Source organism: Pseudoduganella sp. jia 12, from assembly GCF_055502675.1.
On the sequence record NZ_JBUXKP010000004.1, the window covers coordinates 174,143 to 197,468 of the forward strand.

General features: G+C 65.4%; 25 protein-coding genes and 1 pseudogene. 16 read left to right on the forward strand and 10 right to left on the reverse strand.

Translation table 11 applies throughout. The features are described 5' to 3' along the window. Positions 1-19: 19 nt before the first annotated feature. The 4 genes from ACY65G_RS10010 (at position 20) to ACY65G_RS10025 (ending at position 3,668) form a co-directional block, all read left to right on the forward strand. Entirely contained in the window at positions 20-2,035 is a 2,016-nt protein-coding gene (locus tag ACY65G_RS10010; RefSeq protein WP_464997216.1) for a TonB-dependent receptor, read from the forward strand. 30 nt (positions 2,036-2,065) lie between these two features. Continuing rightward, positions 2,066-2,956, forward strand: a complete 891-nt coding sequence (locus ACY65G_RS10015) for a DUF2971 domain-containing protein (RefSeq protein ID WP_464997217.1) — start codon at positions 2,066-2,068, stop codon at positions 2,954-2,956. 128 nt (positions 2,957-3,084) lie between these two features. Continuing rightward, positions 3,085-3,267, forward strand: a complete 183-nt coding sequence (locus ACY65G_RS10020; RefSeq protein ID WP_464997218.1) for a DUF3606 domain-containing protein — start codon at positions 3,085-3,087, stop codon at positions 3,265-3,267. 95 nt (positions 3,268-3,362) lie between these two features. Then, positions 3,363-3,668 (forward strand): hypothetical protein, encoded by a 306-nt coding sequence (locus tag ACY65G_RS10025; protein WP_464997219.1) that lies wholly within the window; start codon positions 3,363-3,365, stop codon positions 3,666-3,668. On the opposite strand, the gene ACY65G_RS10030 is transcribed toward ACY65G_RS10025, so the two are convergent. Together ACY65G_RS10030 and ACY65G_RS10035 are read right to left on the reverse strand one after the other, a co-directional pair. Next, positions 3,632-4,135: a hypothetical protein gene (locus ACY65G_RS10030; protein ID WP_464997220.1), complete on the reverse strand. Its 504-nt coding sequence runs from the start codon at positions 4,133-4,135 to the stop codon at positions 3,632-3,634. The genes ACY65G_RS10025 and ACY65G_RS10030 overlap by 37 nt on opposite strands. Positions 4,136-4,163: 28 nt before the next feature. Beyond that, positions 4,164-5,345, reverse strand: a complete 1,182-nt coding sequence (locus tag ACY65G_RS10035; RefSeq protein WP_464997221.1) for a GAF domain-containing sensor histidine kinase — start codon at positions 5,343-5,345, stop codon at positions 4,164-4,166. Between the two features lie 143 nt (positions 5,346-5,488). Between ACY65G_RS10035 and trmB the strand changes: the two genes are divergently transcribed. Next, positions 5,489-6,169 (forward strand): tRNA (guanosine(46)-N7)-methyltransferase TrmB, encoded by a 681-nt coding sequence (trmB, locus tag ACY65G_RS10040; protein WP_464997595.1) that lies wholly within the window; start codon positions 5,489-5,491, stop codon positions 6,167-6,169. 12 nt (positions 6,170-6,181) lie between these two features. On the opposite strand, the gene ACY65G_RS10045 is transcribed toward trmB, so the two are convergent. After that, on the reverse strand, positions 6,182-7,093 hold the full coding sequence (locus tag ACY65G_RS10045; protein WP_464997222.1) for a DMT family transporter: 912 nt from the start codon (positions 7,091-7,093) through the stop codon (positions 6,182-6,184). A 215-nt stretch (positions 7,094-7,308) separates the two neighbouring features. Here ACY65G_RS10045 and ACY65G_RS10050 point away from each other — a divergent pair, with 215 nt between their 5' ends. Further along, positions 7,309-8,265 (forward strand): helix-turn-helix domain-containing protein, encoded by a 957-nt coding sequence (locus ACY65G_RS10050; RefSeq protein WP_464997223.1) that lies wholly within the window; start codon positions 7,309-7,311, stop codon positions 8,263-8,265. Positions 8,266-8,290: 25 nt separating this feature from the next. Here the strand turns inward: ACY65G_RS10050 and recQ are convergent, their stop codons facing one another. Together recQ and ACY65G_RS10060 are read right to left on the reverse strand one after the other, a co-directional pair. Further along, entirely contained in the window at positions 8,291-10,111 is a 1,821-nt protein-coding gene (gene recQ, locus ACY65G_RS10055; RefSeq protein ID WP_130187327.1) for a DNA helicase RecQ, read from the reverse strand. A gap of 58 nt (positions 10,112-10,169) precedes the next feature. After that, positions 10,170-10,312 (reverse strand): annotated as a pseudogene (locus ACY65G_RS10060) (undecaprenyl-diphosphate phosphatase); the annotation flags it as partial. A gap of 148 nt (positions 10,313-10,460) precedes the next feature. Between ACY65G_RS10060 and ACY65G_RS10065 the strand changes: the two are divergent. Genes ACY65G_RS10065 through ACY65G_RS10085 form a run of 5 tightly spaced genes read left to right on the forward strand, consistent with a single transcriptional unit; the run spans position 10,461 to position 15,834 of the window. Next, on the forward strand, positions 10,461-10,808 hold the full coding sequence (locus ACY65G_RS10065; protein WP_464997224.1) for a hypothetical protein: 348 nt from the start codon (positions 10,461-10,463) through the stop codon (positions 10,806-10,808). A 33-nt stretch (positions 10,809-10,841) separates the two neighbouring features. After that, positions 10,842-11,213 carry a hypothetical protein gene (locus tag ACY65G_RS10070; protein WP_464997225.1) on the forward strand — a complete coding sequence of 124 codons (372 nt, stop codon included), beginning with the start codon at positions 10,842-10,844 and terminating at the stop codon, positions 11,211-11,213. A gap of 24 nt (positions 11,214-11,237) precedes the next feature. Beyond that, positions 11,238-13,454, forward strand: a complete 2,217-nt coding sequence (locus ACY65G_RS10075) for a glycoside hydrolase family 3 N-terminal domain-containing protein (RefSeq protein ID WP_464997226.1) — start codon at positions 11,238-11,240, stop codon at positions 13,452-13,454. An 8-nt stretch (positions 13,455-13,462) separates the two neighbouring features. Next, positions 13,463-14,791: a glucarate dehydratase gene (gene gudD / locus ACY65G_RS10080; protein WP_464997227.1), complete on the forward strand. Its 1,329-nt coding sequence runs from the start codon at positions 13,463-13,465 to the stop codon at positions 14,789-14,791. Next, positions 14,791-15,834 (forward strand): LacI family DNA-binding transcriptional regulator, encoded by a 1,044-nt coding sequence (locus ACY65G_RS10085; protein ID WP_464997596.1) that lies wholly within the window; start codon positions 14,791-14,793, stop codon positions 15,832-15,834. The genes gudD and ACY65G_RS10085 overlap by 1 nt, the downstream gene beginning before the upstream one ends. 5 nt (positions 15,835-15,839) lie before the next feature. Here ACY65G_RS10085 and ACY65G_RS10090 read toward each other — a convergent pair whose 3' ends face one another. Beyond that, on the reverse strand, positions 15,840-16,097 hold the full coding sequence (locus ACY65G_RS10090; RefSeq protein ID WP_130187333.1) for a YkgJ family cysteine cluster protein: 258 nt from the start codon (positions 16,095-16,097) through the stop codon (positions 15,840-15,842). 43 nt (positions 16,098-16,140) lie between these two features. After that, a complete protein-coding gene (locus ACY65G_RS10095) occupies positions 16,141-17,382 on the reverse strand; it encodes a DUF445 domain-containing protein (RefSeq protein WP_464997228.1) in 1,242 nt (413 codons plus the stop codon). A gap of 132 nt (positions 17,383-17,514) precedes the next feature. On the opposite strand from ACY65G_RS10095, the gene ACY65G_RS10100 reads away from it, so the two are divergent. From ACY65G_RS10100 to ACY65G_RS10120, 5 genes are all read left to right on the forward strand, one after another. After that, positions 17,515-17,736 (forward strand): hypothetical protein, encoded by a 222-nt coding sequence (locus tag ACY65G_RS10100; protein WP_464997229.1) that lies wholly within the window; start codon positions 17,515-17,517, stop codon positions 17,734-17,736. 116 nt (positions 17,737-17,852) lie between these two features. Further along, positions 17,853-18,485, forward strand: a complete 633-nt coding sequence (locus ACY65G_RS10105) for a TetR/AcrR family transcriptional regulator (RefSeq protein WP_464997230.1) — start codon at positions 17,853-17,855, stop codon at positions 18,483-18,485. A gap of 144 nt (positions 18,486-18,629) precedes the next feature. Continuing rightward, positions 18,630-19,283 (forward strand): protein-L-isoaspartate O-methyltransferase family protein, encoded by a 654-nt coding sequence (locus tag ACY65G_RS10110; protein WP_464997231.1) that lies wholly within the window; start codon positions 18,630-18,632, stop codon positions 19,281-19,283. Between the two features lie 8 nt (positions 19,284-19,291). After that, on the forward strand, positions 19,292-19,615 hold the full coding sequence (locus ACY65G_RS10115) for a rhodanese-like domain-containing protein (RefSeq protein WP_464997232.1): 324 nt from the start codon (positions 19,292-19,294) through the stop codon (positions 19,613-19,615). Positions 19,616-19,688: 73 nt separating this feature from the next. After that, positions 19,689-20,999, forward strand: a complete 1,311-nt coding sequence (locus ACY65G_RS10120) for a TolC family outer membrane protein (RefSeq protein ID WP_464997233.1) — start codon at positions 19,689-19,691, stop codon at positions 20,997-20,999. Between the two features lie 84 nt (positions 21,000-21,083). Here the strand turns inward: ACY65G_RS10120 and gloA are convergent, their stop codons facing one another. The 3 genes from gloA to ACY65G_RS10135 all read right to left on the reverse strand — a co-directional run bounded on the left by gloA (position 21,084) and on the right by ACY65G_RS10135 (position 23,259). Beyond that, entirely contained in the window at positions 21,084-21,494 is a 411-nt protein-coding gene (gene gloA, locus ACY65G_RS10125; RefSeq protein ID WP_464997234.1) for a lactoylglutathione lyase, read from the reverse strand. A gap of 69 nt (positions 21,495-21,563) precedes the next feature. Further along, positions 21,564-22,868 carry a PQQ-dependent sugar dehydrogenase gene (locus ACY65G_RS10130; protein WP_464997235.1) on the reverse strand — a complete coding sequence of 435 codons (1,305 nt, stop codon included), beginning with the start codon at positions 22,866-22,868 and terminating at the stop codon, positions 21,564-21,566. A 112-nt stretch (positions 22,869-22,980) separates the two neighbouring features. After that, positions 22,981-23,259, reverse strand: a complete 279-nt coding sequence (locus tag ACY65G_RS10135; protein WP_464997236.1) for a hypothetical protein — start codon at positions 23,257-23,259, stop codon at positions 22,981-22,983. Between the last annotated feature and the right edge of the window lie 67 nt (positions 23,260-23,326).

The window sequence follows — 23,326 nt, forward strand, 5'->3', positions numbered from 1 at the left end:
TATTCGAGGTACGCAACACATGAACACGCAAAAAACGCTGCTGGCCAGCGCCATCCTGGCCGCCATCTCTTCCACCGCATTCGCCGACACTACCAGCGCTGACGCCCAGGGTGCCGGCCCGGTCCAGCAAGTCATCGTCACCGCCAACCCGTTCCGCAGCGGCGAGGGCGACCAGATCCTCACGCCGGCCAAGGTGCTGCAGGGCGACGAGCTGCGCGACAAGGCCGGTAGCTCGCTGGGCGAAACGCTGTCGCAGGAGCTGGGCGTGTCCGCCTCCGCGTTCGGCGCCGGCGCGTCGCGTCCCATCATCCGCGGCATGGAAGGCCCGCGCGTAAAGATGCTGGAGAACGGCATGGCCGTGTCCGACGTGTCCGGCCTGTCGAACGATCACGCGGTGGCCGCCGAAGGCGCCGTCGCGCGCCAGATCGAGATCCTGCGCGGCCCGGCCGCGCTGCTGTATGGTTCGGGCGCGATCGGTGGCCTCGTCAACGTCGTCAACGAACGCATCCCGACAACGCTGGAGCCGAAGCTGACCGGCCAGGCGGAAGCGCGCTACAGCACTGTCGACACGGGCAAGAACGCCTCCGGCACGATCGATGGTTCCATTGGCAAGTTCGCGCTGCATGCGGACGGTAACTGGCGCAACGCGGACGACTACAAGATTCCCGGCACGCGCATCATCGGCGATCCGGCATCGGGTTCCGGCCGCCTCGCCAACTCCTTTACGCGCGAGCGCAATGTGGGTCTCGGCGGTTCGTATGTCGACGATTGGGGCTATGTCGGCGCGTCGGTGTCGCACCTGACGAACCTGTACGGCATCCCCAGCGCCGAAGGCTCGCGCATCGACCAGGAACAGACGCGCTACGACATCGAAGGCTTGGTCCGCGCGCCATTCGCGGGCTTCGAGAACCTGAAGTTCAAGGCCGGCCACACCAGCTACAACCATGCGGAGCTGGGCGAAGATGATGCACCCGAAGTCGTCTTCGACAACCGCTCGACCGAAACGCGCGTGGAGCTGTCGCACCTGCCGGTGGCCGGCTGGCGCGGCACGTTCGGCATCCAGACGGAGAACACGCACTTTTCCGCACTGTCGGCCGAAGGCGGGCCGGATACGGTGCCGGTCACGCGGTCCACGTCGCAGGCCGGCTTCCTCGTCGAGGAAAAAGACCTCGGGCCGGTGCGCCTGTCGGCCGGCGGACGGCTCGAGCACGTGAAGCGTCAACCGAAGACGGGAATAGCTGCGGGCGTTGACCGTTCGTTCGACCTGAAATCGGGCTCCGTGGGCGCGCAGTGGCCGTTCATGCAGGGCTATGCCGCCGGCCTCACGTTCTCGTATGCGCAGCGCGCACCGGCCACCGAGGAGCTGTATTCGCATGGCCCGCACGACGCCACCGTCACGTTCGACATCGGCAACCCGGACTTCGCCAAGGAAGTGTCGCGCAACGTCGAGCTGTCGGTGCAGAAGACCAGTGGCCTGGTGCGCTGGAAGGCGAACCTGTACCGCAACAAGGTCGATGATTTTATCTATGGCAATGTCACCGGCGCGCTCGTGGATGAAGAGGGCAACCCCGGCGAGGAACTGCGCGAGCGCATCTTCGAGCAGGCCAATGCCACGATCCGCGGCGGCGAGGCCGAGCTGACGGTCAACGAGCATGGCGCGGGCTGGTCGGGCCGCCTGTTCGCCGATACCTCGCGCGGCAAGCTCGATGCGGGCGGCAGCCTGCCATTGCAACCGGCCGACCGCATCGGCGCTTCGGTTGCCTACAAGATGGATGCGCTGCGCGCCGGGCTGTCGCTCGTGCATGCGCGCGGGCAGGACAGGCTCGCTGCGTTCGAGAGCACGCCCACGGACAGCTACAACCAGCTCAACGCGAACCTCTCGTACACGCAGAAGGCGGGGGCCTACGACCTCACGTATTTCCTGCTGGCGAAAAACCTCCTCGACGACGAGATCCGCGCGTCGACGTCGGTGCTGAAGGATATCGCCCCGCTGGCCGGGCGCGGCATCGTGTTCGGCATCCGCGCGAAGTTCTGACGGTTCCCGATACTCGGTTACCGGCTGCGCATGCCTGTTCGTCACGACACGGCTGCCGCGGCGGCCGTGCGCGCCGTCCTGCCCGTTTCGCTAAGATTATTCGTCATCACAGCGTTCGGCATCAAGGCGGGAGGATCTATCGTGGACCCGGCATACCTGTACAAATACCGGCCCTTCACCAGCGAGTGCGATATCGAGTTCACGCGGCAGATCGTGTGCGACAACACGATCTACTTTGCGCCGCCGTGCACGTTCAACGATCCGTTCGATTCGCGGCCCGCGTTTTCCTTCGATGCGCCGTTCGACGAGATGAAGGCCTACTACCGCCGGATGTGCAGCAAGCAGATGCCGCAGCTGACCGAGCGGGCATGCGAGGAAGAGCTGGAAAAGATCCTGTCCGATCCCGCCACCGACCTGCGCACGCCGCAGGGGCAGCAAAAGATCCAGCAATTGCATTCGCGGATCCTGGCCGAGGAAGTGGGCGTGCTGTGCCTTTCCTCGGAGCGCGACCATATTTTGATGTGGTCGCACTATGCCGATTGCCACAAGGGTGTGTGCCTGCGCTTCGATCCGCGCGCGGCATTCCTGCGCGATGCACGGCCGATCGGCTACGAGTCGCGGCGCGAACTGGTCAACCCGTTCCGCGACGGCGACGAGGACATGGCGGCCAAGACGTTCCTGATGAAGAGCCGGCACTGGCTGTACGAAGGGGAATGGCGGGCCATCCGCTACGAAGGCCCGGGTCCGGTGGCATTCGCGCCCGAAGCGTTGACGGGCCTCGTGCTGGGAGCGAACGCATCGAAGGAGGCCGAAGAGCTCGTGCGCGAATGGGCGCGCCGCCGGCGCACTCCACTGGAGTTGCTGCGCGCTTACCCGGACCAGCAGGAATTCCGGCTCCATATCCGCCCGCTCGGTGACTGAGATGCGGAACGACCTTGCCGCAAGGTGCGTCATCTAACCGACCGGCAATGCACCGCGAGCGATGCTTTCATGAACGACGTTTGTCGTATCGGGTATTTTGCTTCGGATTATCGATCGAGGAGAACATCATGTCGGACAATCTGCAAGACCGCGGCCCGCAGGACCGCAGCCGCATCAACGTCAACGAAGAGTGGGAACTGCGCTACTGGACCAAGGAGCTGGGCCTGTCGCCGGAAGAATTGCGCAAGGCCGTGCAGGAAGCGGGAACCAGCGCGAAAGCCGTGCGCGAACATCTCGGCAAGGCCCATTGACGTTCCTGTAAGACGGCTTGCCGCCAGGGCGGCAAGCGTGCGCGCGGCCCCGGTCGCGCATGCTAGCATCCGCGCTTTCACAATGTCAAAGTAGCATGACCGAAGATATCTGGGTGAAGGGTTACGTCTACAGCGTCGAGGTGGCGGAAGAGGCCGGGCGCTACCGCGGCTGCATTCACATCAAGGCGCACCGTTATACGGGCCGTGGGTTCGAGCCGCCCATCGTGATCGAAACACCGGCGCTGTTCAAGCGCGAGCATGCGGCCGAGATCGAGGCACGCGCGCTGGCGCGCGAACTGATCGACGGCGGGCACGTCGAAGAACGCATCCTCGCCATCCGGCCGGGAGCGGGACTGCCGGCCGCTCAGCCGGTCAGCGACACATCCAGCCACACCGAATAAGCGAGGCGTTTGCCTTCCCATGTTCCGCCGCCGCGCACCGCGGCGTCCGTCGACGTTGGCTTGCCGTCGATCTCGTGGCGCGCCAGCATCTGGCGCAGCGCCTGCGCATCCTTCGGTGCCAGGTAGCCCACCATGCGGCCGGAGAGGAACACGGCCACGGCCTTGTCCTCGTAGGGGTTCGCATCGTCCGGCAGCAGCAGGGCGGGGTGGCGCGTGTCCGCCTTGCCTTCGCCGTGTTCGCCGGCCAGCGCGCGGATCGTGTCGCGGTAGCGCGATTCCCCCACCACCTCGAGCTCGAAGCGGCCGCCGTCGGACCAGTGCCGCACCGGTTCGCCGTCCGGTACGGGCGTGTAGGAACCACCGGTGGGGTGGCCCTGCCAAGGCGCGGGCTTCGGCCGGCCCTTCAGCAGGAAGTACAGCGCCAGCAGCGCCACGATGATGATTGCGATGTTGAGGACGAGTTGCACGGGTCGATCCGGGAATGAGGGGCCGCTATTATCGCAGCCCAGCCGGTGCCGAATAGGTGAATTCCGTGTGGCGGTCCTGCGATACGGCGCACAGCGTGCCGCCGTGCGCGTGGGCGATTTCCGAAGCGATGTACAGGCCCAGGCCGAGGCCGCGCCGCGGCTGGCCATCGTCGTCGCGCCAGTAGGGCTGGAACAGCTTGCCGAGTTTTTCCGGGGCGATGGTGTCGCCTTCGTTGGCCACGGCCAGCCGGAAAGTGCCGTTTTCCACGTGTGCGGTCACGTGGACGGGCGTGCCGGCTTCGCCATAGCGCAGCGCATTCGCCAGCAGGTTCGACAGCAGTTGCGTTACGCGGTCACGGTTGCACCACACGATGCCGGCAACGGCGATATCGCTGACGATCGTGCGTTGCGGGTGCTCGCTCTTGCATTCGAGGACCACCTGCGCCAGCGCATCGGCCAGGTCGTCCACCGGCTGCAGTTCCGTGGCGATGCCGCCGCCCAGCCGGCCGCGGGCGAAATCGAGCACGTCGTCGATCATGCGCGCGATGCGCTGTCCGCTGCGCAGGATGGTGCGGGCGATCGCCAGCGTGGTGTCGTCGGCGCCACGGCGCTGCAGGATCTCCGCGCCGTGCAGGATCGACGACAGCGGCGTGCGGATATCGTGGCCCAGCACCGCGATGAACTGTTCGCGCAGTTGCGACGTGGTGCGTTCGTCGCTCAGCTTGGACACGTGGTCGGCATGGCGTTTTTCCGCCTCGAGCTGCTTGGAAATGAGCTGCGCGAACAATTCCAGCGATTTCACCGTCTTCGCTTCGGACAACGTGAGCGGCCGCGGATCCAGCCCGCACAGCGTGCCGAAGAAGCTGCCCTGGCTGTCGTAGATGGGAATCGAGATATAGCTTTCGAAGCCGTACTGCTGCGGGCACGGGTGGTTGTGGAACAGGTCGTCCTGGCTGACGTGGTCGATCACGATCACCGCGTCGGCCCGGCGCACGCTGTCGCACAGCGTGGTGCGCACGTCGAGCGGGTCGCCCGGCTGCAGGCCGAAGCCGATCTGGTCGAGCACGGCGCAGGTGGTCCAGCTCGTTGGTGTCACGTGCGCCACGCAGACAAAGCGCAGGCCCGTCATCTCGGCCATCACCGAGAGAATGTCCGGCACGCACGGGAGGGCCTGTACTGCCTGCACGGGGAGCGGCCATGATGTCGCCATGTTCGTTCCAGGAGAAGGTGGTTGAAAGGTAAGTGTAGCAGACGGCAAGGCGCTGGTGGCCTTGGGGCAACTGCTATAATCGCCCTTTTTTTCAGCAAAGTTCCATGTCTTCCGAAACTCCACCGAAGGGCCCCGCGCGGTCCATGCTGTACGACCCGACCGAACGCCGCATCAAGAGCTTCGTCACCCGCGCCGGCCGCCTGTCCACCGCGCAGGAGCGCGCGCTGAACGACCTGGGGCCGCAATTCATGATCGAGTATGCCAAGGCGCCGCTGGACACGGCAGCGGCGTTCGGCCGCACCGCGCCGGTCGTGCTGGAGATCGGCTTCGGCATGGGCCAGACCACGGCCCACATTGCGAAGCACATGCCGGAGAAGGATTTCATCGGTGTCGAAGTGCACACGCCGGGCGTGGGCAGCCTGCTGAAACTGATCGGCGAAGAAGGGCTGGCGAACCTGCGCGTGATCCAGCACGATGCGGTCGAAGTGCTGAACAACATGATCCCGGCCGGCACGCTGGCCGGCGTGCACGTGTTCTTCCCGGACCCGTGGCACAAGGCGCGCCACAACAAGCGCCGCCTGATCCAGCCGCCATTCGTGAAGCTGCTGGTCGACCGGCTGGAAACGGGCGGCTACCTGCACCTGGCCACCGACTGGGAAGATTACGCGGTGCAGATGCTGGAAGTGCTGTCCGCCGAAGAGGGCCTGCAGAACACGGCGGAAGGCTACGCGCCGCAGCCTGCCTACCGCCCGCTGACCAAGTTCGAGAACCGCGGCCTGAAGCTGGGCCACGGCGTGTGGGACCTGGTGTTCACGAAGAAGTAATCCTCATCGCCGTCATGGACGCGCCGGCACCGCCACCGCGGCCGCCGGCGCTTTTGTTTTCGCGGGCAGGAAGGCCAGCAGGTTGCCGGCGATGACGAGCGCCAGCCCGCCGAACGCGGCGGCGCTCCAGTGGTAATCCTCGTAGACCGACGATACCGTCAGCGCCACTACCGGAAACAGCACCGTGCAGTAAGCGGCGCGGTCCGGCCCCATCCGCCCCACCAGCAGCAGGTAGGCCGTGAAACCGATCACGGAGCCGGGGATCGCCAGGTACAGCAGCGATCCCACGTATTGCGCGGTCGGTTCGAAGCGGAACGGCATGCCGAGCGCCAGCGCGCCGAGCGTGAGGATGGCGGCGCCGATGAACATGGCCCACGTGTTCGTCAGCCACGGTGTCAGCCCCAGCGCCTGCATGCGCGACGACAGCAGGTTCCCCGCCGAAAAGCACAGCGTTCCCAGCAGCGCCAGCGCCAGGCCAACAAGCAAGTTCACGTCAGTCCAGTGGCCCTGCATCTGCGGCAGGAACAGCAGGCCGATGCCGGCCAGGCCCAGTGCCGCGCCACCCATCACCGATCCCCGGATCGGCCGCCCCATGAACAGCCGGCCGTTGATCGCGTTCCACACGGGCGCCGTGGAAAACACCACCGCCACGAGGCCGCTCGGCACATGCGCGCTGGCATAGTAAAAGCACAGGAAATTGCAGCAGAACAGGGCCGTGCCCTGCGCCACCAGGTAGCGCCACGCCCGGCGCGGCGGCCACACCGGCTTTTTCGTCACCACCAGGATCAGCAGCAGCACCACCGCCGCCAGCCAGAACCGCCACGCGATCGACACCGGCGCCGGCACGTCGCCCAGCTGGAGCTTGATGGCGAGCCACGTCGTGCCCCAGATCAGCACGGTAATCGCATAAAGAAGAGCATTCATTTCCGTATCCCAAAGTTTCCCAAAACCGGGGGCGTAGCAGGGGTTTCGAGGAGCATGCTCCTCGCCTGCGCAGCGGTTGATGGCCATGCCATCAACCTCTCCAGTCCCTCATTTTGGAAATATTGCGCGGTGGGAGCATTGCCTGGTTGTCTGGTCTTGCGCATTTCGCGGGCGGGGCCGTTGGCGGGATGGTGGAGGGTGCTAGACTTTTCGCCATGAACACCGACCTCGATACCAGACCGATCCCCCATGAGCGCATGACCCCGGCGGCGCGGGCGGCGCTCGACGCGGCGCCGGCCGATGCGATGGGCCACGCGGTGTTTCGCACGATGAGCGGCACCGAGGCCACGCTGGAGCGCTTTGCATGGCTGGGCGATGGCCTGGCGGCGGCCGTATGGGAGCGCCATACGGACGAGCAGGAGACCATCTACAGCGAGCCGGGCCACCACACGCTGTCGTGCTACCTGGGCGGCGGCTACCGGGTGGAGCGCAATGGCTCGCCGGGGCAGTTCGGCGGGCCGCAGCGCCTGTGCTCGTTGCCGGACTGGCACGAGTCGCGCTGGATGGTGCGCGATTCGCTGCGGCTGATGCACATCTACTTCATGCCCGAGCATTTCACGCGCCGCGCCGTGGTGGAACTGGACCGCGAACCGCGCGAACTGATGCTGCAGGACCGCACCTATTTCGACAATCCGCAACTGGCGGCGATGTGCCAGTCGCTGCTGCAGGTGCCCTGGCTCGGCACCGACGGGCTGCTGCGCGCCAACGAGATCATGCACGAGGCGCTGTCGGGCCTGTTGCACGACCAGGCGGCGCTGCGTCCGAACCTGCGGCTGAAAGGGGGATTGGCGCCTTACCTGCGGCGCCGGCTGGCCGAGTGGATCGAGGCGCACCTGCACGAGGCCATCACGCTGGGCCGGCTGGCCGACGTGGCCTGCCTGTCGGAATTCCACCTGGCGCGGATGTTCCGCACGTCGTTCGGCATGCCGCCATCGGCATGGATCGCGGCGCGGCGCATCGACCGTGCCAGGGCGTTACTGAAAACGGGAGCGTTGCCGTTGCAGCAGGTGGCCGACGCGTGCGGCTATGCGGACCTGTCCCACTTCAGCCACCGCTTCCGCGCGGCGACGGGCGTGCCGCCGGGGCAGTGGCGCGCCGCGCTCAGGGGATGAAGCCCGGGTGAACGTCAGGTGAAGGTCAAGTGAGGTCGCGGATCAGGCGCACGATGTCGTCGCCATAGGAAGCCAGCTTCTTTTCGCCCACGCCGGAAACGCCGCGCAACTGGTCCAGCGAAGTGGGCTTGGCCTTGGCGATCTCGCGCAGCGTGGCATCGACGAAGATCACGTAGGCCGGCACGTTGTGCTCGCGCGCGGCGCCCATCCGCCAGGTGCGCAGGCGCTCGAAGATCGACTGTTCTTCCGGAGCGAGATCCGTTTCCACATACCCCTTCGGCGTGGAACCGCGCTTCACCTTGACGGGTTTCTGGTACTGCCGCAGCTGCACCTTCTGGCCGCCCTTGAGCACCGGGCGCGCGGCATCCGTCAGTTTCAGCGACATGTACTGGTCGTGGTCGACCGTGACGAGGCCCAGCGCGATCACCTGGCGCAGGATGGCGCGCCATTCCTGTTCGCTGCGGTCGGCGCCCACGCCGAACACCGACAGGGCATCGTGGCGCCATGTCTTGATCCGCTCGGTCTCCTGGCCGCGCAGCACTTCGATCACGTGGGTGGCGGCAAAGCGCTGGTCGACCCGGTAGATCGTCGACAGCAGCTTTTGCACGGGCACCGTGCCGTCGAACGACACGGGCGGGAACAGGCACGTGTCGCAGTTGCCGCACGGCGAAGACGCCTCGCCGAAATAATCGAGCAGCCGCACGCGCCGGCACGACAGCGTTTCGCACAGGCCCAGCATCGCATCGAGCTTCGATCCCAGAACGCGCTTGAAATCCTCGTCCGCCTCGGATTCGTCGATCATCCGGCGCTGCAGCACCACGTCCTGCAGGCCATAGGCCATCCAGGCGCTGGCCGGCATGCCGTCGCGGCCGCCGCGGCCCGTCTCCTGGTAGTAGCCCTCGATGCTTTTCGGCAGGTCGAGGTGGGCCACGAAGCGCACGTCCGGCTTGTCGATGCCCATGCCGAATGCGATGGTGGCCACCATCACGATGTTTTCCTCGCGCAGGAAGCGGGCCTGGTTGGCCGCGCGCTTTGCGTGGTCCATGCCGGCGTGATAGGGCAGCGCACGGATGCCGTTCTCGTTGAGCATCTCGGCCGTTTCCTCGACCTTCTTGCGCGACAGGCAGTACACGATGCCCGAATCGCCCGCATGTTCGCCGCTGATGAAATCCAGCAGCTGCTTGCGGCCGTTGGTCTTTTCGACAATGGAATAGCGGATGTTCGGGCGGTCGAACGACGACACGAACTGCGCGGCATTCGTGAGGTCGAGGCGGTGCGCGATCTCGGCGCGGGTCTGCTGGTCGGCCGTGGCGGTGAGCGCGATGCGCGGCACGCCCGGGAACTGCTCGTGCAGCACCGACAGCTTGATGTATTCGGGCCGGAAGTCGTGGCCCCACTGCGACACGCAGTGCGCCTCGTCGATCGCGAACAGCGCGATCTGCGAATCCTGCAGCAGGTCGAAGCAGCGCTGCGTCATCAGCCGCTCCGGCGCCACGTACACCAGGTCGAGCTGGCCCGTGCGCACCATGCGCTCGATGCGGGCGGTTTCTTCCCACGTTTGCGTGGAATTGAGGAAAGCGGCGCGCACGCCCACTTCGGCCAGCGCGTCCACCTGGTCCTGCATCAGGGCGATCAGCGGCGAAATCACCACGCCCACGCCATCGCGCAGCAGCGCCGGGATCTGGTAGCACAGCGACTTGCCGCCGCCGGTAGGCATCAGCACCAGCGCATCGCCGCCATTGGCGACCTGTTCGACGATTTCTGCCTGCTGGCCACGGAAGGCCGAGTAACCGAAGACCGATTCGAGCAGGTGCAGGGCGCGTTGGGAGATGTCCAGTTGATCCATTGATAAGCTTTAAAACCCGGGGGTGAGGTTCGGCCCGGGTTTGCTGCCCCACGATCTTGTCGATCCAGGCAACCGCGCCGGTGCAGGCCGTGGCGAAACCACGATGCCGAACACTATACGGTACCACGCAACGATGGTGAAGTCATGCGTGCTGATATAACGCAGCAGCCACCGGAGGCACGGGAAGGCGGGAATAAAGGCGGAAATGGCTTTCACGTCCGCCATCGGCGGGGGTGAGAAACATCATTCGACGCCGTTCGCGGGCATTCGATCCAGCGTGACAGTGTGATAAATCAATCGATAAAGTTTCCGCCTGGACAAAAATTGTCTTCCATTGTTCCGGGAGCCCATGATGAAAAATCACACCAAGACCGCGCGCGTCCATTTCATTTTCGCCGCCGCCTACCTGTTGCCATGCGTGGCGCTGCTCGCTGCGGCACTGTTCGGCAGGGACATCGCCTGGCAATTTCCGGCCGGCGTTGCCGCGCTGTCCATCGCGCACGGCCTGGTGGGATGGGGCGCGTCGCTGGCCAGGAATTGGGCACGTATCCTGACGCTCGCGCTGGCCCTGCCGGCATTGCTGGCCATTCCGCTTGGCACGCTGGTGGCGATCCAGCTGATCTCCTACTGCTGGTTGGGGTGGGATGGCCGCGACGCATCGCCGGCCTTTCCCGCCACCCCGACGACCGCCAGGTGAGCGGAGCAGCGCACGGTTGCGAGCCGGGCGAGCGTGCGCGATTTTTTTGCTTTGACTTTCAGCACCACCCGGCTTACTATTTTCACAAAAATTGGTAGCGGTACCAACAAAATATCCGGTGCCAGGCAAAAGCGTCGGATAACAACCATGACGGAGACAGGATGCAAACCGCTTTCCCGCAATTGCGGCAGCCGCGCTGGCATGGCGTTGCGCGGCATTTGCCGCCCCCGCATTGCAGGCCATCCATGGCCGCCGGCACCCCGTCGTCGACCCGTACGAACCGGAATACACGATGACCGCCGCGAGCACCGAAACGCCTGGAACCGCAAGGACCTGATCCCGCAAAGCGCCAAACGCAAGCAGGCGTTCCATACGCCGAAGGCGTACTACGACAAGAAGCAATAACAATACAAATAAGGAGACACGTCGATGACGTTACGACCCCTTGCGCTGGCTGCCTCGCTCATTGCGCTGCCGGCACTGGCCACCGCCCAGGATGCGATCGACCGCAAGGTCGACGCCCTGCTCAAGCAGATGACCCTGCAGGAAAAAGTGGGCCAGCTGCACCAGCTGGCCGGTGCCGAGGCCACCGGGCCGCAGGCGGCGAAGCGCGCCAGCCAGATGTCCGAAATCAAAGCGGGCAATGTGGGCTCGGTGCTGAACATCAAGGGCGCGAAGGAAACGCGCGAAGCCCAGGCGCTGGCGCTGCAGTCGCGGCTGAAGATTCCGCTGCTGTTCGGGCTGGACGTCACCCACGGCTATAGAACCGTGTTCCCGGTACCGATCGGCGAAGCCGCATCGTGGGACCTGGAAGCGATCGAACAGTCGGCGCAGGTGGCCGCGCGCGAAGCCGCGTCGGCCGGCATCCACTGGACCTTCGCGCCGATGGTCGATGTGAGCCGCGATCCGCGCTGGGGCCGCGTGATGGAGGGCGCCGGCGAAGACACGTATCTCGGCTCGAAGATCGCCGTTGCCCGTGTGCGCGGCTTCCAGGGCGCGAAGCTGGGCGCCACGGACCGCGTGATGGCCACCGCCAAGCACTTCGCGGCCTATGGCGCCGCAGTCGCCGGCCGCGACTACAACGCGGTCGACATGAGCCTGCAGCAGCTGTATGAGGTCTACCTGCCGCCGTTCAAGGCTTCCGCCGACGCCGGCGTCGCTACCTTCATGAATTCGTTCAATACGCTGAATGGCGTGCCGGCGACCGGCAGCGCGTTCCTGCAGCGCGACATCCTGAAAGGGGCCTGGAAGTACAAGGGCTTCGTCGTTTCCGACTGGGCGTCGGTCAAGGAAATGGTCGTGCACGGCTACGCGAAGGACCTGCCCGACGCGGCCGTGAAGGCGATCAATGCCGGCAGCGACATGGACATGGAAGGGGAGGCGTTCATCGCCCACCTGGCGCAGGCCGTCAAGGATGGCAAGGTGCCGCAAAAGAACGTCGATGACGCCGTGCGCCGCATCCTGCGCAAGAAATTCGAAATGGGCCTGTTCGACGATCCGTACCGCTTCTCGGATGCGCAGCGCGAGCAGACCGTGCTGGCCGACCCCCGGCACCGCGCCATCGCGCGCGACGTGGCCCGCAAATCGCTGGTGCTGCTGAAGAACGACAAGAATGTACTGCCGCTGGCGAAGGGGGCGAAGCACATCGCCGTCATCGGCCCGCTGGCCGATTCGCGCCGCGACATGGAAGGCGGCTGGGTGGTCTCCGACGTGCGCGGTGAAGTGGTATCCGTCGTCGACGGCATCCGCAACCATGCGCAAGGTGCGCAGATCAGCCATGCCGCTGCCTGCGCGCCGGGCTGCGCCACAGCCGAAGGATTCGATGCCGCCGTTGCCGCCGCGAGCAAGGCCGACGTGATCGTGCTCGCCGTCGGCGAAACGTGGGACATGAGCGGCGAAGCGAAATCGCGCACCGATATCGGCCTGCCGGGCCGGCAGACGGAATTGTTCCAGCGCCTGAAGGCTACCGGCAAGCCGGTCGTCGCCGTGCTGTTCGCCGGCCGGCCGATGATCTTCAACGAGATCGCCGACAACGCCGATGCCATCCTGTATGCATGGTTCCCCGGCTCGGAAGGCGGCAACGCCGTGGCCGACGTGCTGTTCGGCGACTACAACCCGTCGGGCAAGCTGCCGGCCACGTTCCCCCGCAACCTGGGCCAGATCCCGCTTTCGTACGCGCAGTACAACACGGGCCGCCCCGTCACGGACGAGAAGGACATCGTCTACCGCTCGGCCTACATCGATTCGCCGAACACGCCGCGCTATGCGTTCGGCCACGGCAAGAGCTACACGGCGTTCGGCTACTCGGGCGTGCAGCTGGACCGCACGATCCTGCGGCCGGGCCAGAGCGCCACGCTGTCGTTCGACCTGGAGAACAAGGGCAAGGTGGCCGGCACCGAGATCGCGCAGCTGTACATCCGCGACACCGTGGCCTCGGTCGTTCGTCCCGTGAAGGAACTGAAAGGTTTTACGAAAGTCCACCTGCAGCCGGGCGAGCGCCGCCGCGTCACGTTCACGATCGACCGCGACACGCTGGCGTTCTTCAACAGCGACCTGAAATGGGGTGCCGAGCCGGGCGAATTCAAGCTGATGGTCGGCAGCGCCTCCGACGACATCCGAGTGGAAACCACACTGCACCTGCAATGAAAGAGAACATGAGCGATACCCCAGTCATCACCTCCGTCCGCGTCATTCCCGTGGCGGGGCGGGACAGCATGCTGCTGAACCTCTCCGGCGCCCATGCGCCATTCTTCACCCGCAACCTGCTGATCCTCACGGACAGTTCTGGACGGCAGGGCGTCGGCGAAGTGCCGGGCGGCGAAGCGATCCGCAAGACGCTGCAGGATGCGGAAGGCCTGATCACGGGCCGCTCGATCGGCGACTACAACGCCGTGCTGAACTCGGCTCGCACCGCGTTCGCCAATCGCGATGCCGGCGGGCGCGGCGTGCAGACATTCGACCTGCGCGTGGCGATCCATGCGGTAACGGCGATCGAATGCGCGATGCTCGATTTGCTGGGCCAGTTCCTCGGCGTGCCGGTGGCGGCGCTGCTGGGCGAGGGCCAGCAGCGCGACCAGGTGCCGATGCTGGGCTACCTGTTCTACATCGGCGACAAGCACAAGACCGACCTGCCGTATGCCAGCGAACCGGATGCGCCGGACGCGTGGAGCCGTCTGCGCCACGAAGAAGCGTTGACGCCGGAAGCGGTGGTGGCGCTGGCCGAAGCGGCCTATGAACGCTACGGTTTCCGCGACTTCAAGCTGAAGGGCGGCGTGCTGCGCGGCGAAGAGGAAATCGAAGCGGTGACGGCGCTGGCCGAACGCTTCCCCGAAGCGCGCATCACGCTCGACCCGAACGGCGGCTGGCTGCTGAAGGATGCGATCCGGCTGTGCCGCGACAAGGGCGACGTGCTGGCCTATGCGGAAGATCCGTGCGGCCCGGAAAACGGCTACTCGGGCCGCGAGGTGATGGCCGAGTTCCGCCGTGCCACGGGCCTGCCGACGGCCACGAACATGATCGCGACGGACTGGCGCGAGATGAGCCACGCCATCGCGCTGCAATCGGTGACGATCCCGCTGGCCGACCCGCACTTCTGGACGATGCAGGGCTCCGTGCGCGTGGCCCAGCTGTGCCAGGCCTTCGGCCTCACGTGGGGTTCCCATTCGAACAACCACTTCGACGTGTCGCTGGCGATGTTCACGCACGTGGCCGCGGCGGCGCCGGGCAACATCACGGCGATCGACACGCACTGGATCTGGCAGGATGGCCAGCGCCTCACGAAACAGCCGCTGCAGATTGCCGGCGGCCTCGTCGACGTGCCGAAGAAGCCGGGCCTGGGCGTGGAGCTGGACATGGATGAGGTGGAGGCGGCGCACCAGCGCTACCTGGGCATGGGCCTGGGCGCGCGCAACGACGCGGCCGCGATGCAGTTCCTGATCCCCGGCTGGCAGTTCGACAGCAAACGCCCGTGCCTGGTGCGCTGATGGCGGAGGATTCCACTGCCGACAATGCGGCCGGCAAGCGCCGCCGCCGCAAGGGCCTGGGGCTGACGCTGCGCGACGTGGCGCGCCTGGCCAACGTGGCGCCGATCACCGCGTCGCGCGCGCTGAACACGCCCGATGCGGTGTCCGACGAAATCCTGCGGCGCGTAAAGGATGCCGTCGAGCGCACCGGCTACGTGCCCAACCTGCTGGCCGGCGGCCTCGCTTCGCGCCGCTCGCGACTGGTGGCCGCCGTCGTGCCCACGATTACCGGTTCCGTGTTCCTCGAAACGGTGCAGGCACTGACGGAAACCCTGGCGGCGAACGGCTACCAGATGATGCTGGGCCAGTCCGGCTATCACGGCTCGCGCGAGGATGCGCTGCTGGAAACGATCATCGGCCGCCGCCCGGATGGCGTGATCCTTACCGGCATCATGCACTCCACGCTGGCGCGGCGCCGGCTGATCGCCAGCGGTATTCCCGTCGTCGAAACGTGGGACCTCACGCCCACGCCGGTCGACATGCTGGTCGGCTTCTCGCATGACAAGGTGGGCACCGCCGTCGCGCAGTTCCTGCACGCCCGCGGCCGGCGCCGCATGGCCTGCATCAGCGCCGACGACGAACGCGCCATCCGCCGCAACAACGCGTTCGCCAACGCCGCCCAGGCGCTGGGCGCGAACGTGGTACCGACCCACATGGTGCCCGCACCCAGTTCCGTGGCAAGCGGCCGCGAAGGCCTGCGCGCGCTGCTGGCCAAGGATGCCTCGCTGGACGCGATCTTCTGCAGCTCCGACATGGTGGCGCTGGGCGTGCTGACCGAAGCCCAGGCGCAGGGCATCAAAGTGCCCGAGCAACTGGCCATCGTCGGGCTGGGCGACCTGGCCATGTCGCGCGAACTGCATCCCGCGCTCACTTCCGTGCGCGTCGACGGTACGCTGATCGGGCATACCGCCGCCGAGTACATCATGCAGCGGGCCGACGGGCTGACCGTGGCGGAGCCGGTGCGCGACGTGGGGTTTACGATCGTGGAACGGGCCACGACCTGAACGTGTCACGCCGGAGCGGTCAGCCGCTCCAGCTCCGCCAGCCATACCATCGCCTGCTCGCGGGTTTCGCCGCACATCTCGGCCGAAGGCTGCAACCCGCCGCAGAACGCCGGCCGCTCCGGCTTGCCGAACACGCGGCAGCGGTTATCGTCATCGAGCTGCACGCAGCGCACACCGGCCGGCTTGCCGTTCGGCATGCCGGGAATCGGGCTGGTGATGGAAGGGGCGGTGCAGCAGGCACCGCAATGGTCGCGGCAGTTCATCGGGAGCGAAAAATGCGGGGGAAAGCCGGCTATTGTACCCCTGTCAGTGCCCGCCCAGCAGCAGTGAAATCGAATACAGCAGCACGCCGACTACACCGCCGACCAGCGTGCCGTTGATGCGGATGAACTGCAAATCGCTCCCCACCTGCGTCTCCAGCTTTGCCGAGATCGTCTCCGCATCCCATTTGTCGATCACTTTCCGCACCACGGCCACGATCAGGCTGCGCCGCTCGACGATCGCCTCGGTGGCGAAGCTTTTCAGCCAGTCGTTCAGTTTCGTCCTTACCGTGTCGTTCTTTTCAAGCGCGGTGCTGAAGATGCGCAGCGCGCCCTGCGTGCGCAGCAGCAGGCGCGATTCGGGCGATTCGCTGGCGGCCAGGAGGCGCGAACGGATGTCCGCCCACACGCCGGCCACGTATTCGCGGAACAGCGGGTGCGTGATGCCCCGGGCCAGCAGGCCGCGCAGCCGGGCCTCGTACTCGGGCGATTCCTCGAGCTTCTCGATCAGCTCCATGATTGCGGTGTGGAAGCGCTCGCGCCATGCGCCGTTTTCGTCGGCCATGTCGTCCAGAATGCTCTGGATGCCATCCATCAGCCGTTCGTAGAATTTTTCATCGACCATCTTCGGCATCCACTTCGGGCTGTGGTCATGCACCTTTTGCCGGATGTAGCCGCGGTTTTCCTCCAGCGCGGTGGCCACGAGCCCCAGCACCTTCTGCAGCAGCCGGATATGCTGGCCATTCGCCACCAGCACCGACAGCACCTGCCCCGACAGCGGTGCCAGCTTCACGTCCTTCATGCCCGATGCCAGCGTGCCGCCGAAGAAAGCGGCGGCATCGCGGTCTTCGATCATGTTCAGCACGGCGGGGATCGTGCCGACGATGCGTTCGGCCACGGCGCGGTTGTTGGCATCGTCCGCGAGCCAGCGGGCGCACACGCCGGCCAGGTCCACGTCCTTCAGCTCGTTTCGCACCACTTCGGGGGTAATGAAGTTATGTTCGAGGAATTCGGCGATGTTGGCGCCGATACGGTCCTTGTTGCGGGGGATGATGGCCGTATGGGGGATCGGCAGGCCGAGCGGGTGGCGGAACAGGGCGGTCACCGCGAACCAGTCGGCCAGGCCGCCCACCATGGCCGCTTCGGCGAACGCGGCCACGAAACCCAGCCACGGATAATCCGGCTGGAGCAGCCGCGCGGCAACGAACACGGCAGCCATCGCGGCCAGCAGGCAGGTGGCGATGCGACGGATGCGGCGCAGCCGCAAGAGCGGATCCCTGGACGGCAAGACGGTTCTCCTGGAAAAACACTTGCCCGATGATACGTCGCCGTGGCCGTGCAATACCGTTCGGTACGTCACGATGCGGCAGGCTGGATTAGCATGAACGTTTCATGAAACCTCACAAGAACGGAGATGACCATGGATCGCGAACGACCGAAAGCGGGTGACGTGGTGCGGCCGATCGGCTGGCACCAGCAGATGATCGTCATCGGCACGCGGGGTGACGATATCCGCTGCCGCTGGAACGATGACGATGGCGAACATGAACAGGCGTTTCCGTCCGGGCAGCTGGAAACCGTGCACCGCGGCGCCGAGTTTTCCGCCCACCCGGAGCGCAGCAGGGTCACCCATCGCCCGTGAGGCAGGATGTGGACGCTTGACGTTGCCATAGTGCAGGTCCATAATTTACTGACCCGCAAGTAAGTAAGAAGTAGACAAGCAAGCAGACTAGAAGCAGACAGTTCAAAAGCGTTCATATGCAATCCGACACGAAACCGCGCTGGGAGCGCCGCAAGGACGCCCGGCCGCAGGAACTGCTGGCCGCCGCGCTGGATCTGTTCGTGGACCGCGGCTATGCCGCCACCCGCCTGGAAGACGTGGCCCGCCGCGCCGGCGTGTCGAAAGGCACGCTGTACCTCTATTTCGAAAACAAGGAAGAGCTGTTCAAGGCTGTCGTCCGCGAAAACATCGTGGTGGTGATCGGCCAGGCGGAAAGCGATGTCGCCGCCGCCGACAGCACTTCGTGCAGCGAATTGCTGCGCACGATGCTGCGCCGCTGGTGGGCGGACGTCGCGTCCACGCGCGCTTCCGGGCTGGCCAAGCTGATGGTGGCCGAGGCCGGGAACTTCCCTGAGATTGCCCGCTTCTATAACGAGGAAGTCATATCGCGCGGCCATGCGCTGATCGGCTCGATCGTGCGGCGCGGCGTGGAGCGGGGCGAATTCGTGCCCGCCGATCCCGACATGATGACGCGCGTGCTGACCGCCCCGGTCACGATGCTGATGCTGTGGGCGCACAGCTTCGACCCCTGCTGCGGGCCGGTGGACGCCGAAGCCTTCATGGATACCTGGCTGGGCCTCGTGGAACGGGGCATGGCACGCCCTGCCTGAAACGCAATGTTTTCGCTGGTTCAACCCCGCGAAACTGCAGGCTGTCGCAATTTTCCGCCTTATACCGTCGTTATCGTTAATATCCCTTCCAGACCAGTTCAACGATAAAATGATGGATTCTTATTCCTTCACCAAAGTCTAAAGATGAATATCGAACAAGCCCGATTCAACATGATCGAACAGCAGATTCGTCCCTGGGACGTGCTGGACACCGATATCCTCGATCTGTTGATGGTCGTTAAACGCGAGAATTTCGTGCCGGAAGCCTACCGGAAGCTGGCTTTTGTCGACACCTCCATTCCGCTGCCGGGCGGCGCATCGATGCTGAACCCGAAGATCGAAGCGCGCATCGTGCAGGATGTGCACGTGAAGAAGCATGAAAACGTGCTGCTGGTCGGTGCCGGCAGCGGCTACGTGGCCGCCTTGCTGGCGCACCGCGCGCGCCATGTCACCGTGGTCGAGATCGACCCGGTGCTGAAGGAACTGGCGCAGAAGAACCTGGCCGCCAACGGCATCACCAACGCCACCGTGGAACTGGGCAACGGCGCACAGGGCTGGGCCAACGGCGCGCCGTTCGACGTGATCGTGTTCGCCGGCGCGCTGCCGGTGCTGCCGGAAACGGTGCTGCAGCAAGTGAAGCCGGAAGGCCGCATCCTGGCGATCATCGGCGAATCGCCGGTCATGTCCGCGCACCTGATCACCCGCACCGGCGAGGGCAGCTACGACACGAAGAAGCTGTTCGAAACCGACGTGCAGCCGCTGCAGGCTGCCGTCACGCCGTCGCACTTCACTTTCTAAGGCTGGCGATGCAGCAGATTACCGCCCCGGAGCTGGCCGCCTGGCTGGCCGATGACAAGCGCGCGCGCCCGTTCCTGCTGGACGTGCGCGAGAACTGGGAATTCGACACCTGCCACATCGCAGGTGCCACCCTGATGCCGATGCAGACCATTCCGGCCCGCATCGACGACCTGGACGAGGAGGCGGAAATCGTCTGCATCTGCCACCACGGTGCGCGCAGCCTGCAGGTGGCCGCGTTCCTGGAGCGGCATGGCTTCGCTAGGGTCACGAACCTGACGGGCGGCATCCACGCCTGGGCATTGCAGGTGGATGAATCGATGCCGAAGTACTGAAGCTTCGGCTGGCGCGCGGCGGGACAACAAAAAAACACCTGACCAAAACTTTACGAGTCCAACGGAGAACGCAATGCAGAGACCCCTCATCGCCGTGTTGATTGCCAGTGCGATCACGATGGCCGCGCCAGCGGCACAGGCGGCCGATCTGATCCAGGTTTACCAGCAGGCGCTGGCAAACGATGCCACGTATGCCAGCGCGCGCAATACGCTGACCGCGGGGCAGGAGCGGACCACGCAGGGGCGTTCCCAGTTGCTGCCGGGCGTTACGCTGCAGGGCAATCATTCGCGCTTCTACGGTTCCACCACGCCGCAGAGCGGCCCGAAGATCGATGCCGATACGCACCAGAACGTGTACACGCTGGCGCTGTCGCAGCCGCTGTTCGATTACGCAGCCTGGCAGTCCTACCAGCAGAGCAAGCTGTCGCAGGCGCAGGCCGAGGTGCAGTTCGCGCAGGCGCAGCAAGACGTGATCGTGCGCGTGGCCCAGGCCTATTTCGACGTGCTGACGGCGCAGGACAACCTGGCATCGATCCAGGCGCAGAAGTCCGCCACCACCGAGCAGCTGGCATCGGCCAAGCGCAATTTCGAGGTGGGCACGCAAACGATCACGGACACGCACGAGGCGCAGGCTGCCTACGACCTGGTGGTGGCGCAGGAATTCGCCGCCATCAATGCGCTGGAAGTGGCGCGCACGGCGCTGCAGCAGATCATCGGCACCGCGCCGGCATCGCTGTCCACGCTGCGCGCCGGCGTGACGATCGCGCCGCCGGAGCCGGCCAATATCGAGCCATGGATCACGGCTGCCGAGGCCGATAACTTCAACGTGGCGCTGCAGCGGCTCAACGTGGAAATCGCCAAGCGGGAAATCGCCCGCAACCGCGCTGGCCACCTGCCGACCGTGGACTTCACGGCCAGTTCGACCCGCAACAGCCAGACGTTCGTGGGCATCAACCGCGGCACGACGGTCGGCGTGACGTGGACGGTACCGATCTTCAACGGCTTTGCCGTCACCAGCAGGGTGCGTGAAACGATCGCGCTGGAAGAAAAGGCCCGCAACGACCTGGAAGCGAACCGGCGCGCTGCCGCGCAGAGCGCCCGCCAGGCTTACCTGGGCGTGAACAGCGGCCTGGCCCAGGTGAAGGCGCTGCAAGCGGCCGAAGTATCGAGCCAGTCCGCGCTGGAGTCGAACAAGCTGGGTTACCAGGTGGGCGTGCGGATCAACATCGATGTGCTGAACGCGCAGCGCCAGCTGTATTCCACGCAGCGCGACCTGTCGAAGGCGCGCTATGACACCATCATGAACGGCCTGCGGCTGAAGGCGGCAGCGGGGACGTTGAGGGAAGACGATCTCGCCCCGATCAATGCGCTGCTGACGAATTGATCGGGCACCGTTTCTCTTGTGCCAATAAAAAAACGCCGGCCCGTGCATTGCACGGCCGGCGTTTTTCATTGCGGCTTGCGTGGCTTACCGCAGCCCGCCGCCGTCCGCATCGAACGAGCGCTCGATCAGCTCGACCTTGTAGCCATCCGGATCCGTGATGAACGCGATCACCGTGGTGCCGCCCTTCACGGGGCCCGGTTCGCGGGTCACGTTGCCGCCGCTGGCCTTCGCGGCATTGCAGGCCTCGACGATATTCTCGGTCGAAATGGCGATGTGGCCGTAGGCATTGCCCAGGTCGTAGCTGTCGACGCCGTAGTTGTACGTCAGCTCCAGTTCCGCGTGGTCCGGGTTGTTGCCATAGCCGACGAAGGCCAGCGTGTACTTGTACTCCGGGTTGTCGCTGGTGCGCAGCAGTTTCATGCCGAGCACCTTGGTGTAGAAATCGATGGAGCGCTGCAGGTCACCGACCCGCAGCATGGTGTGCAGGATGCGCATGCTTGTTTTTCCTTGATGCCAAAGATGCGATTGTAGGGTTTTTCGCCGATCTTCGCCGGCGAGCAGCCGTTATTTGCTCGCCGGTACTACGCGCCAGACCGTGTTGCCCACGTCATCCGCCACGAGCAGCGCGCCATCCTTGGCTACGGCCACGCCGACCGGACGGCCCTTGGCGCGTTCTTCCTTGCTGAGGAAGCCGGTGAGGATATCCTGCGGCGGGCCGGAGGGCTTGCCGTCGGCGAAGGGCACGAACACCACCTTGTAGCCGCTGTGCGGCTTGCGGTTCCACGAGCCGTGCTGGCCGATGAAGGCGCCGCCGTGGTAGCTGGCCGGGAACAGCTTGCCGGTATAGAACTCCAGGCCCAGCGAAGCCGTGTGGCCGCCCAGCGCATAGTCCGGCACGATGGCCTTCGCCACCAGGTCGGGCCGCTGTTCCTTGACGCGGGTGTCGACATGCTGGCCGAACCAGCTGTATGGCCAGCCGTAGAAACCGCCATCCTTCACGGAGGTCAGGTAATCGGGCACCAGGTCGTTGCCCAGTTCATCGCGCTCGTTGACGACGGTCCACAGCGCTTTCGTTTTCGGTTCCCACGCCATGCCGTTCGGGTTGCGCAGGCCCGTGGCGAAGAGGCGCGACTTGCCGGTGGCGCGTTCCAGCTCCCAGATCGCGGCGCGGCCTTCTTCCTTGTCGATGCCGTTTTCCGCCACGTTCGAGTTCGAGCCCACCGTCATGTACAGGAACTTGCCGTCGGGGCTGGCGGTGATGTTCTTGGTCCAGTGGTGGTTCAGCGGGCCTGCCGGCAGGCTCATCAATTTTATGCCCGTGGCGGTGATCGTCGTCTTGCCTTCCTCGTAGGGGAAGCGCATCACGGCATCGGAGTTCGCCACATAGAAATCCTTGTCGACCAGCACCATGCCGAACGGCGAATTCAGGTTCTTCAGGAAGACGTGGCGCTGCTGCGCCGCGCCGTCCGCATCCACGCCGCGCAGCAGCGTGATGCGGTTTGCCGACGGCGTGACGGCACCGGCCTTCTTCTGCATGTGCTTCATGATGGCGCCCTTGACGCCCTTGCTGTCCTCCGGCTTGGGCGGGGCGTTCGTCTCGGCCACCAGCACGTCGCCGTTCGGCAGCACGTGGAGCCAGCGCGGATGGTCGAGGTTGCGCGCATAGGCCGTGACCGTGAAGCCGGCCGCGGCCACCGGTTTTTCGTCGCCTTTCCACACGTCGACGGGCGCCACGTTCACGGTGGGGATCAGCGATTTTTCCGGTGCCGGCAACTGGGGAGCCGGACCCCAGCCCGCCGGATACTGGCCGTTCTGGGCCAATACGGCACCACCGGCCAGCAAGGCGCCAATGACGAAGATCGGTTTCATGATGATTCCTGTCGGCGTTGGAAGGAAATCGGTCGCGCCTGCCCGGCCGCGCTTGCCCGGTCGCGCTGGTTCAGCACTGCCTGTTCAGTACTGCCTGTTCAGTACTGCCTGTTCAGTCCCGCTTGATCACCGGCAGCGGGTCCGCTTCCGGCGTTTCGCCGGCGGGCGCGGGCTTCTGGATGCCCGCATCGCGCCCGTAGTTGTCGGTGTCGACGAGGCCCTGTTCGATGTCGCGGCCGGCCTGCTCGATGCGGCTGCGCTCCGGATGGTGGCGCGTGCCTTCCGGCGACTCGTCGCGCTCGTGCGGCAGGCGCTTGCCTGCCGTGTCGTCGATGTGCACGTTGGTGTTGACCTGGCGGTCTTTCGTGTTCGGTTCCCGCGATTCGTTCATGATGCTTCCCTCCAATACTTAACTGAATCTCATCATATCGGCTACTTTCAATCACGGTCGCGCGCTT

What these genes read in the sequence shown, in the direction of transcription:
- ACY65G_RS10010 (WP_464997216.1), top strand. Translation starts at nt 20, where the DNA reads ATGAACACGCAAAAAACGCTGCTGGCCAGCGCCATCCTGGCCGCCATC.
- ACY65G_RS10015 (WP_464997217.1), top strand. Translation starts at nt 2,066, where the DNA reads ATGCCTGTTCGTCACGACACGGCTGCCGCGGCGGCCGTGCGCGCCGTC.
- ACY65G_RS10020 (WP_464997218.1), top strand. Translation starts at nt 3,085, where the DNA reads ATGTCGGACAATCTGCAAGACCGCGGCCCGCAGGACCGCAGCCGCATC.
- ACY65G_RS10025 (WP_464997219.1), top strand. Translation starts at nt 3,363, where the DNA reads ATGACCGAAGATATCTGGGTGAAGGGTTACGTCTACAGCGTCGAGGTG.
- ACY65G_RS10035 (WP_464997221.1), bottom strand. Translation starts at nt 5,345, where the DNA reads ATGGCGACATCATGGCCGCTCCCCGTGCAGGCAGTACAGGCCCTCCCG.
- trmB (WP_464997595.1), top strand. Translation starts at nt 5,489, where the DNA reads ATGCTGTACGACCCGACCGAACGCCGCATCAAGAGCTTCGTCACCCGC.
- ACY65G_RS10045 (WP_464997222.1), bottom strand. Translation starts at nt 7,093, where the DNA reads ATGAATGCTCTTCTTTATGCGATTACCGTGCTGATCTGGGGCACGACG.
- ACY65G_RS10050 (WP_464997223.1), top strand. Translation starts at nt 7,309, where the DNA reads ATGAACACCGACCTCGATACCAGACCGATCCCCCATGAGCGCATGACC.
- recQ (WP_130187327.1), bottom strand. Translation starts at nt 10,111, where the DNA reads ATGGATCAACTGGACATCTCCCAACGCGCCCTGCACCTGCTCGAATCG.
- ACY65G_RS10065 (WP_464997224.1), top strand. Translation starts at nt 10,461, where the DNA reads ATGATGAAAAATCACACCAAGACCGCGCGCGTCCATTTCATTTTCGCC.
- ACY65G_RS10075 (WP_464997226.1), top strand. Translation starts at nt 11,238, where the DNA reads ATGACGTTACGACCCCTTGCGCTGGCTGCCTCGCTCATTGCGCTGCCG.
- gudD (WP_464997227.1), top strand. Translation starts at nt 13,463, where the DNA reads ATGAGCGATACCCCAGTCATCACCTCCGTCCGCGTCATTCCCGTGGCG.
- ACY65G_RS10085 (WP_464997596.1), top strand. Translation starts at nt 14,791, where the DNA reads ATGGCGGAGGATTCCACTGCCGACAATGCGGCCGGCAAGCGCCGCCGC.
- ACY65G_RS10090 (WP_130187333.1), bottom strand. Translation starts at nt 16,097, where the DNA reads ATGAACTGCCGCGACCATTGCGGTGCCTGCTGCACCGCCCCTTCCATC.
- ACY65G_RS10100 (WP_464997229.1), top strand. Translation starts at nt 17,515, where the DNA reads ATGGATCGCGAACGACCGAAAGCGGGTGACGTGGTGCGGCCGATCGGC.
- ACY65G_RS10105 (WP_464997230.1), top strand. Translation starts at nt 17,853, where the DNA reads ATGCAATCCGACACGAAACCGCGCTGGGAGCGCCGCAAGGACGCCCGG.
- ACY65G_RS10110 (WP_464997231.1), top strand. Translation starts at nt 18,630, where the DNA reads ATGAATATCGAACAAGCCCGATTCAACATGATCGAACAGCAGATTCGT.
- ACY65G_RS10115 (WP_464997232.1), top strand. Translation starts at nt 19,292, where the DNA reads ATGCAGCAGATTACCGCCCCGGAGCTGGCCGCCTGGCTGGCCGATGAC.
- ACY65G_RS10120 (WP_464997233.1), top strand. Translation starts at nt 19,689, where the DNA reads ATGCAGAGACCCCTCATCGCCGTGTTGATTGCCAGTGCGATCACGATG.
- gloA (WP_464997234.1), bottom strand. Translation starts at nt 21,494, where the DNA reads ATGCGCATCCTGCACACCATGCTGCGGGTCGGTGACCTGCAGCGCTCC.
- ACY65G_RS10130 (WP_464997235.1), bottom strand. Translation starts at nt 22,868, where the DNA reads ATGAAACCGATCTTCGTCATTGGCGCCTTGCTGGCCGGTGGTGCCGTA.
- ACY65G_RS10135 (WP_464997236.1), bottom strand. Translation starts at nt 23,259, where the DNA reads ATGAACGAATCGCGGGAACCGAACACGAAAGACCGCCAGGTCAACACC.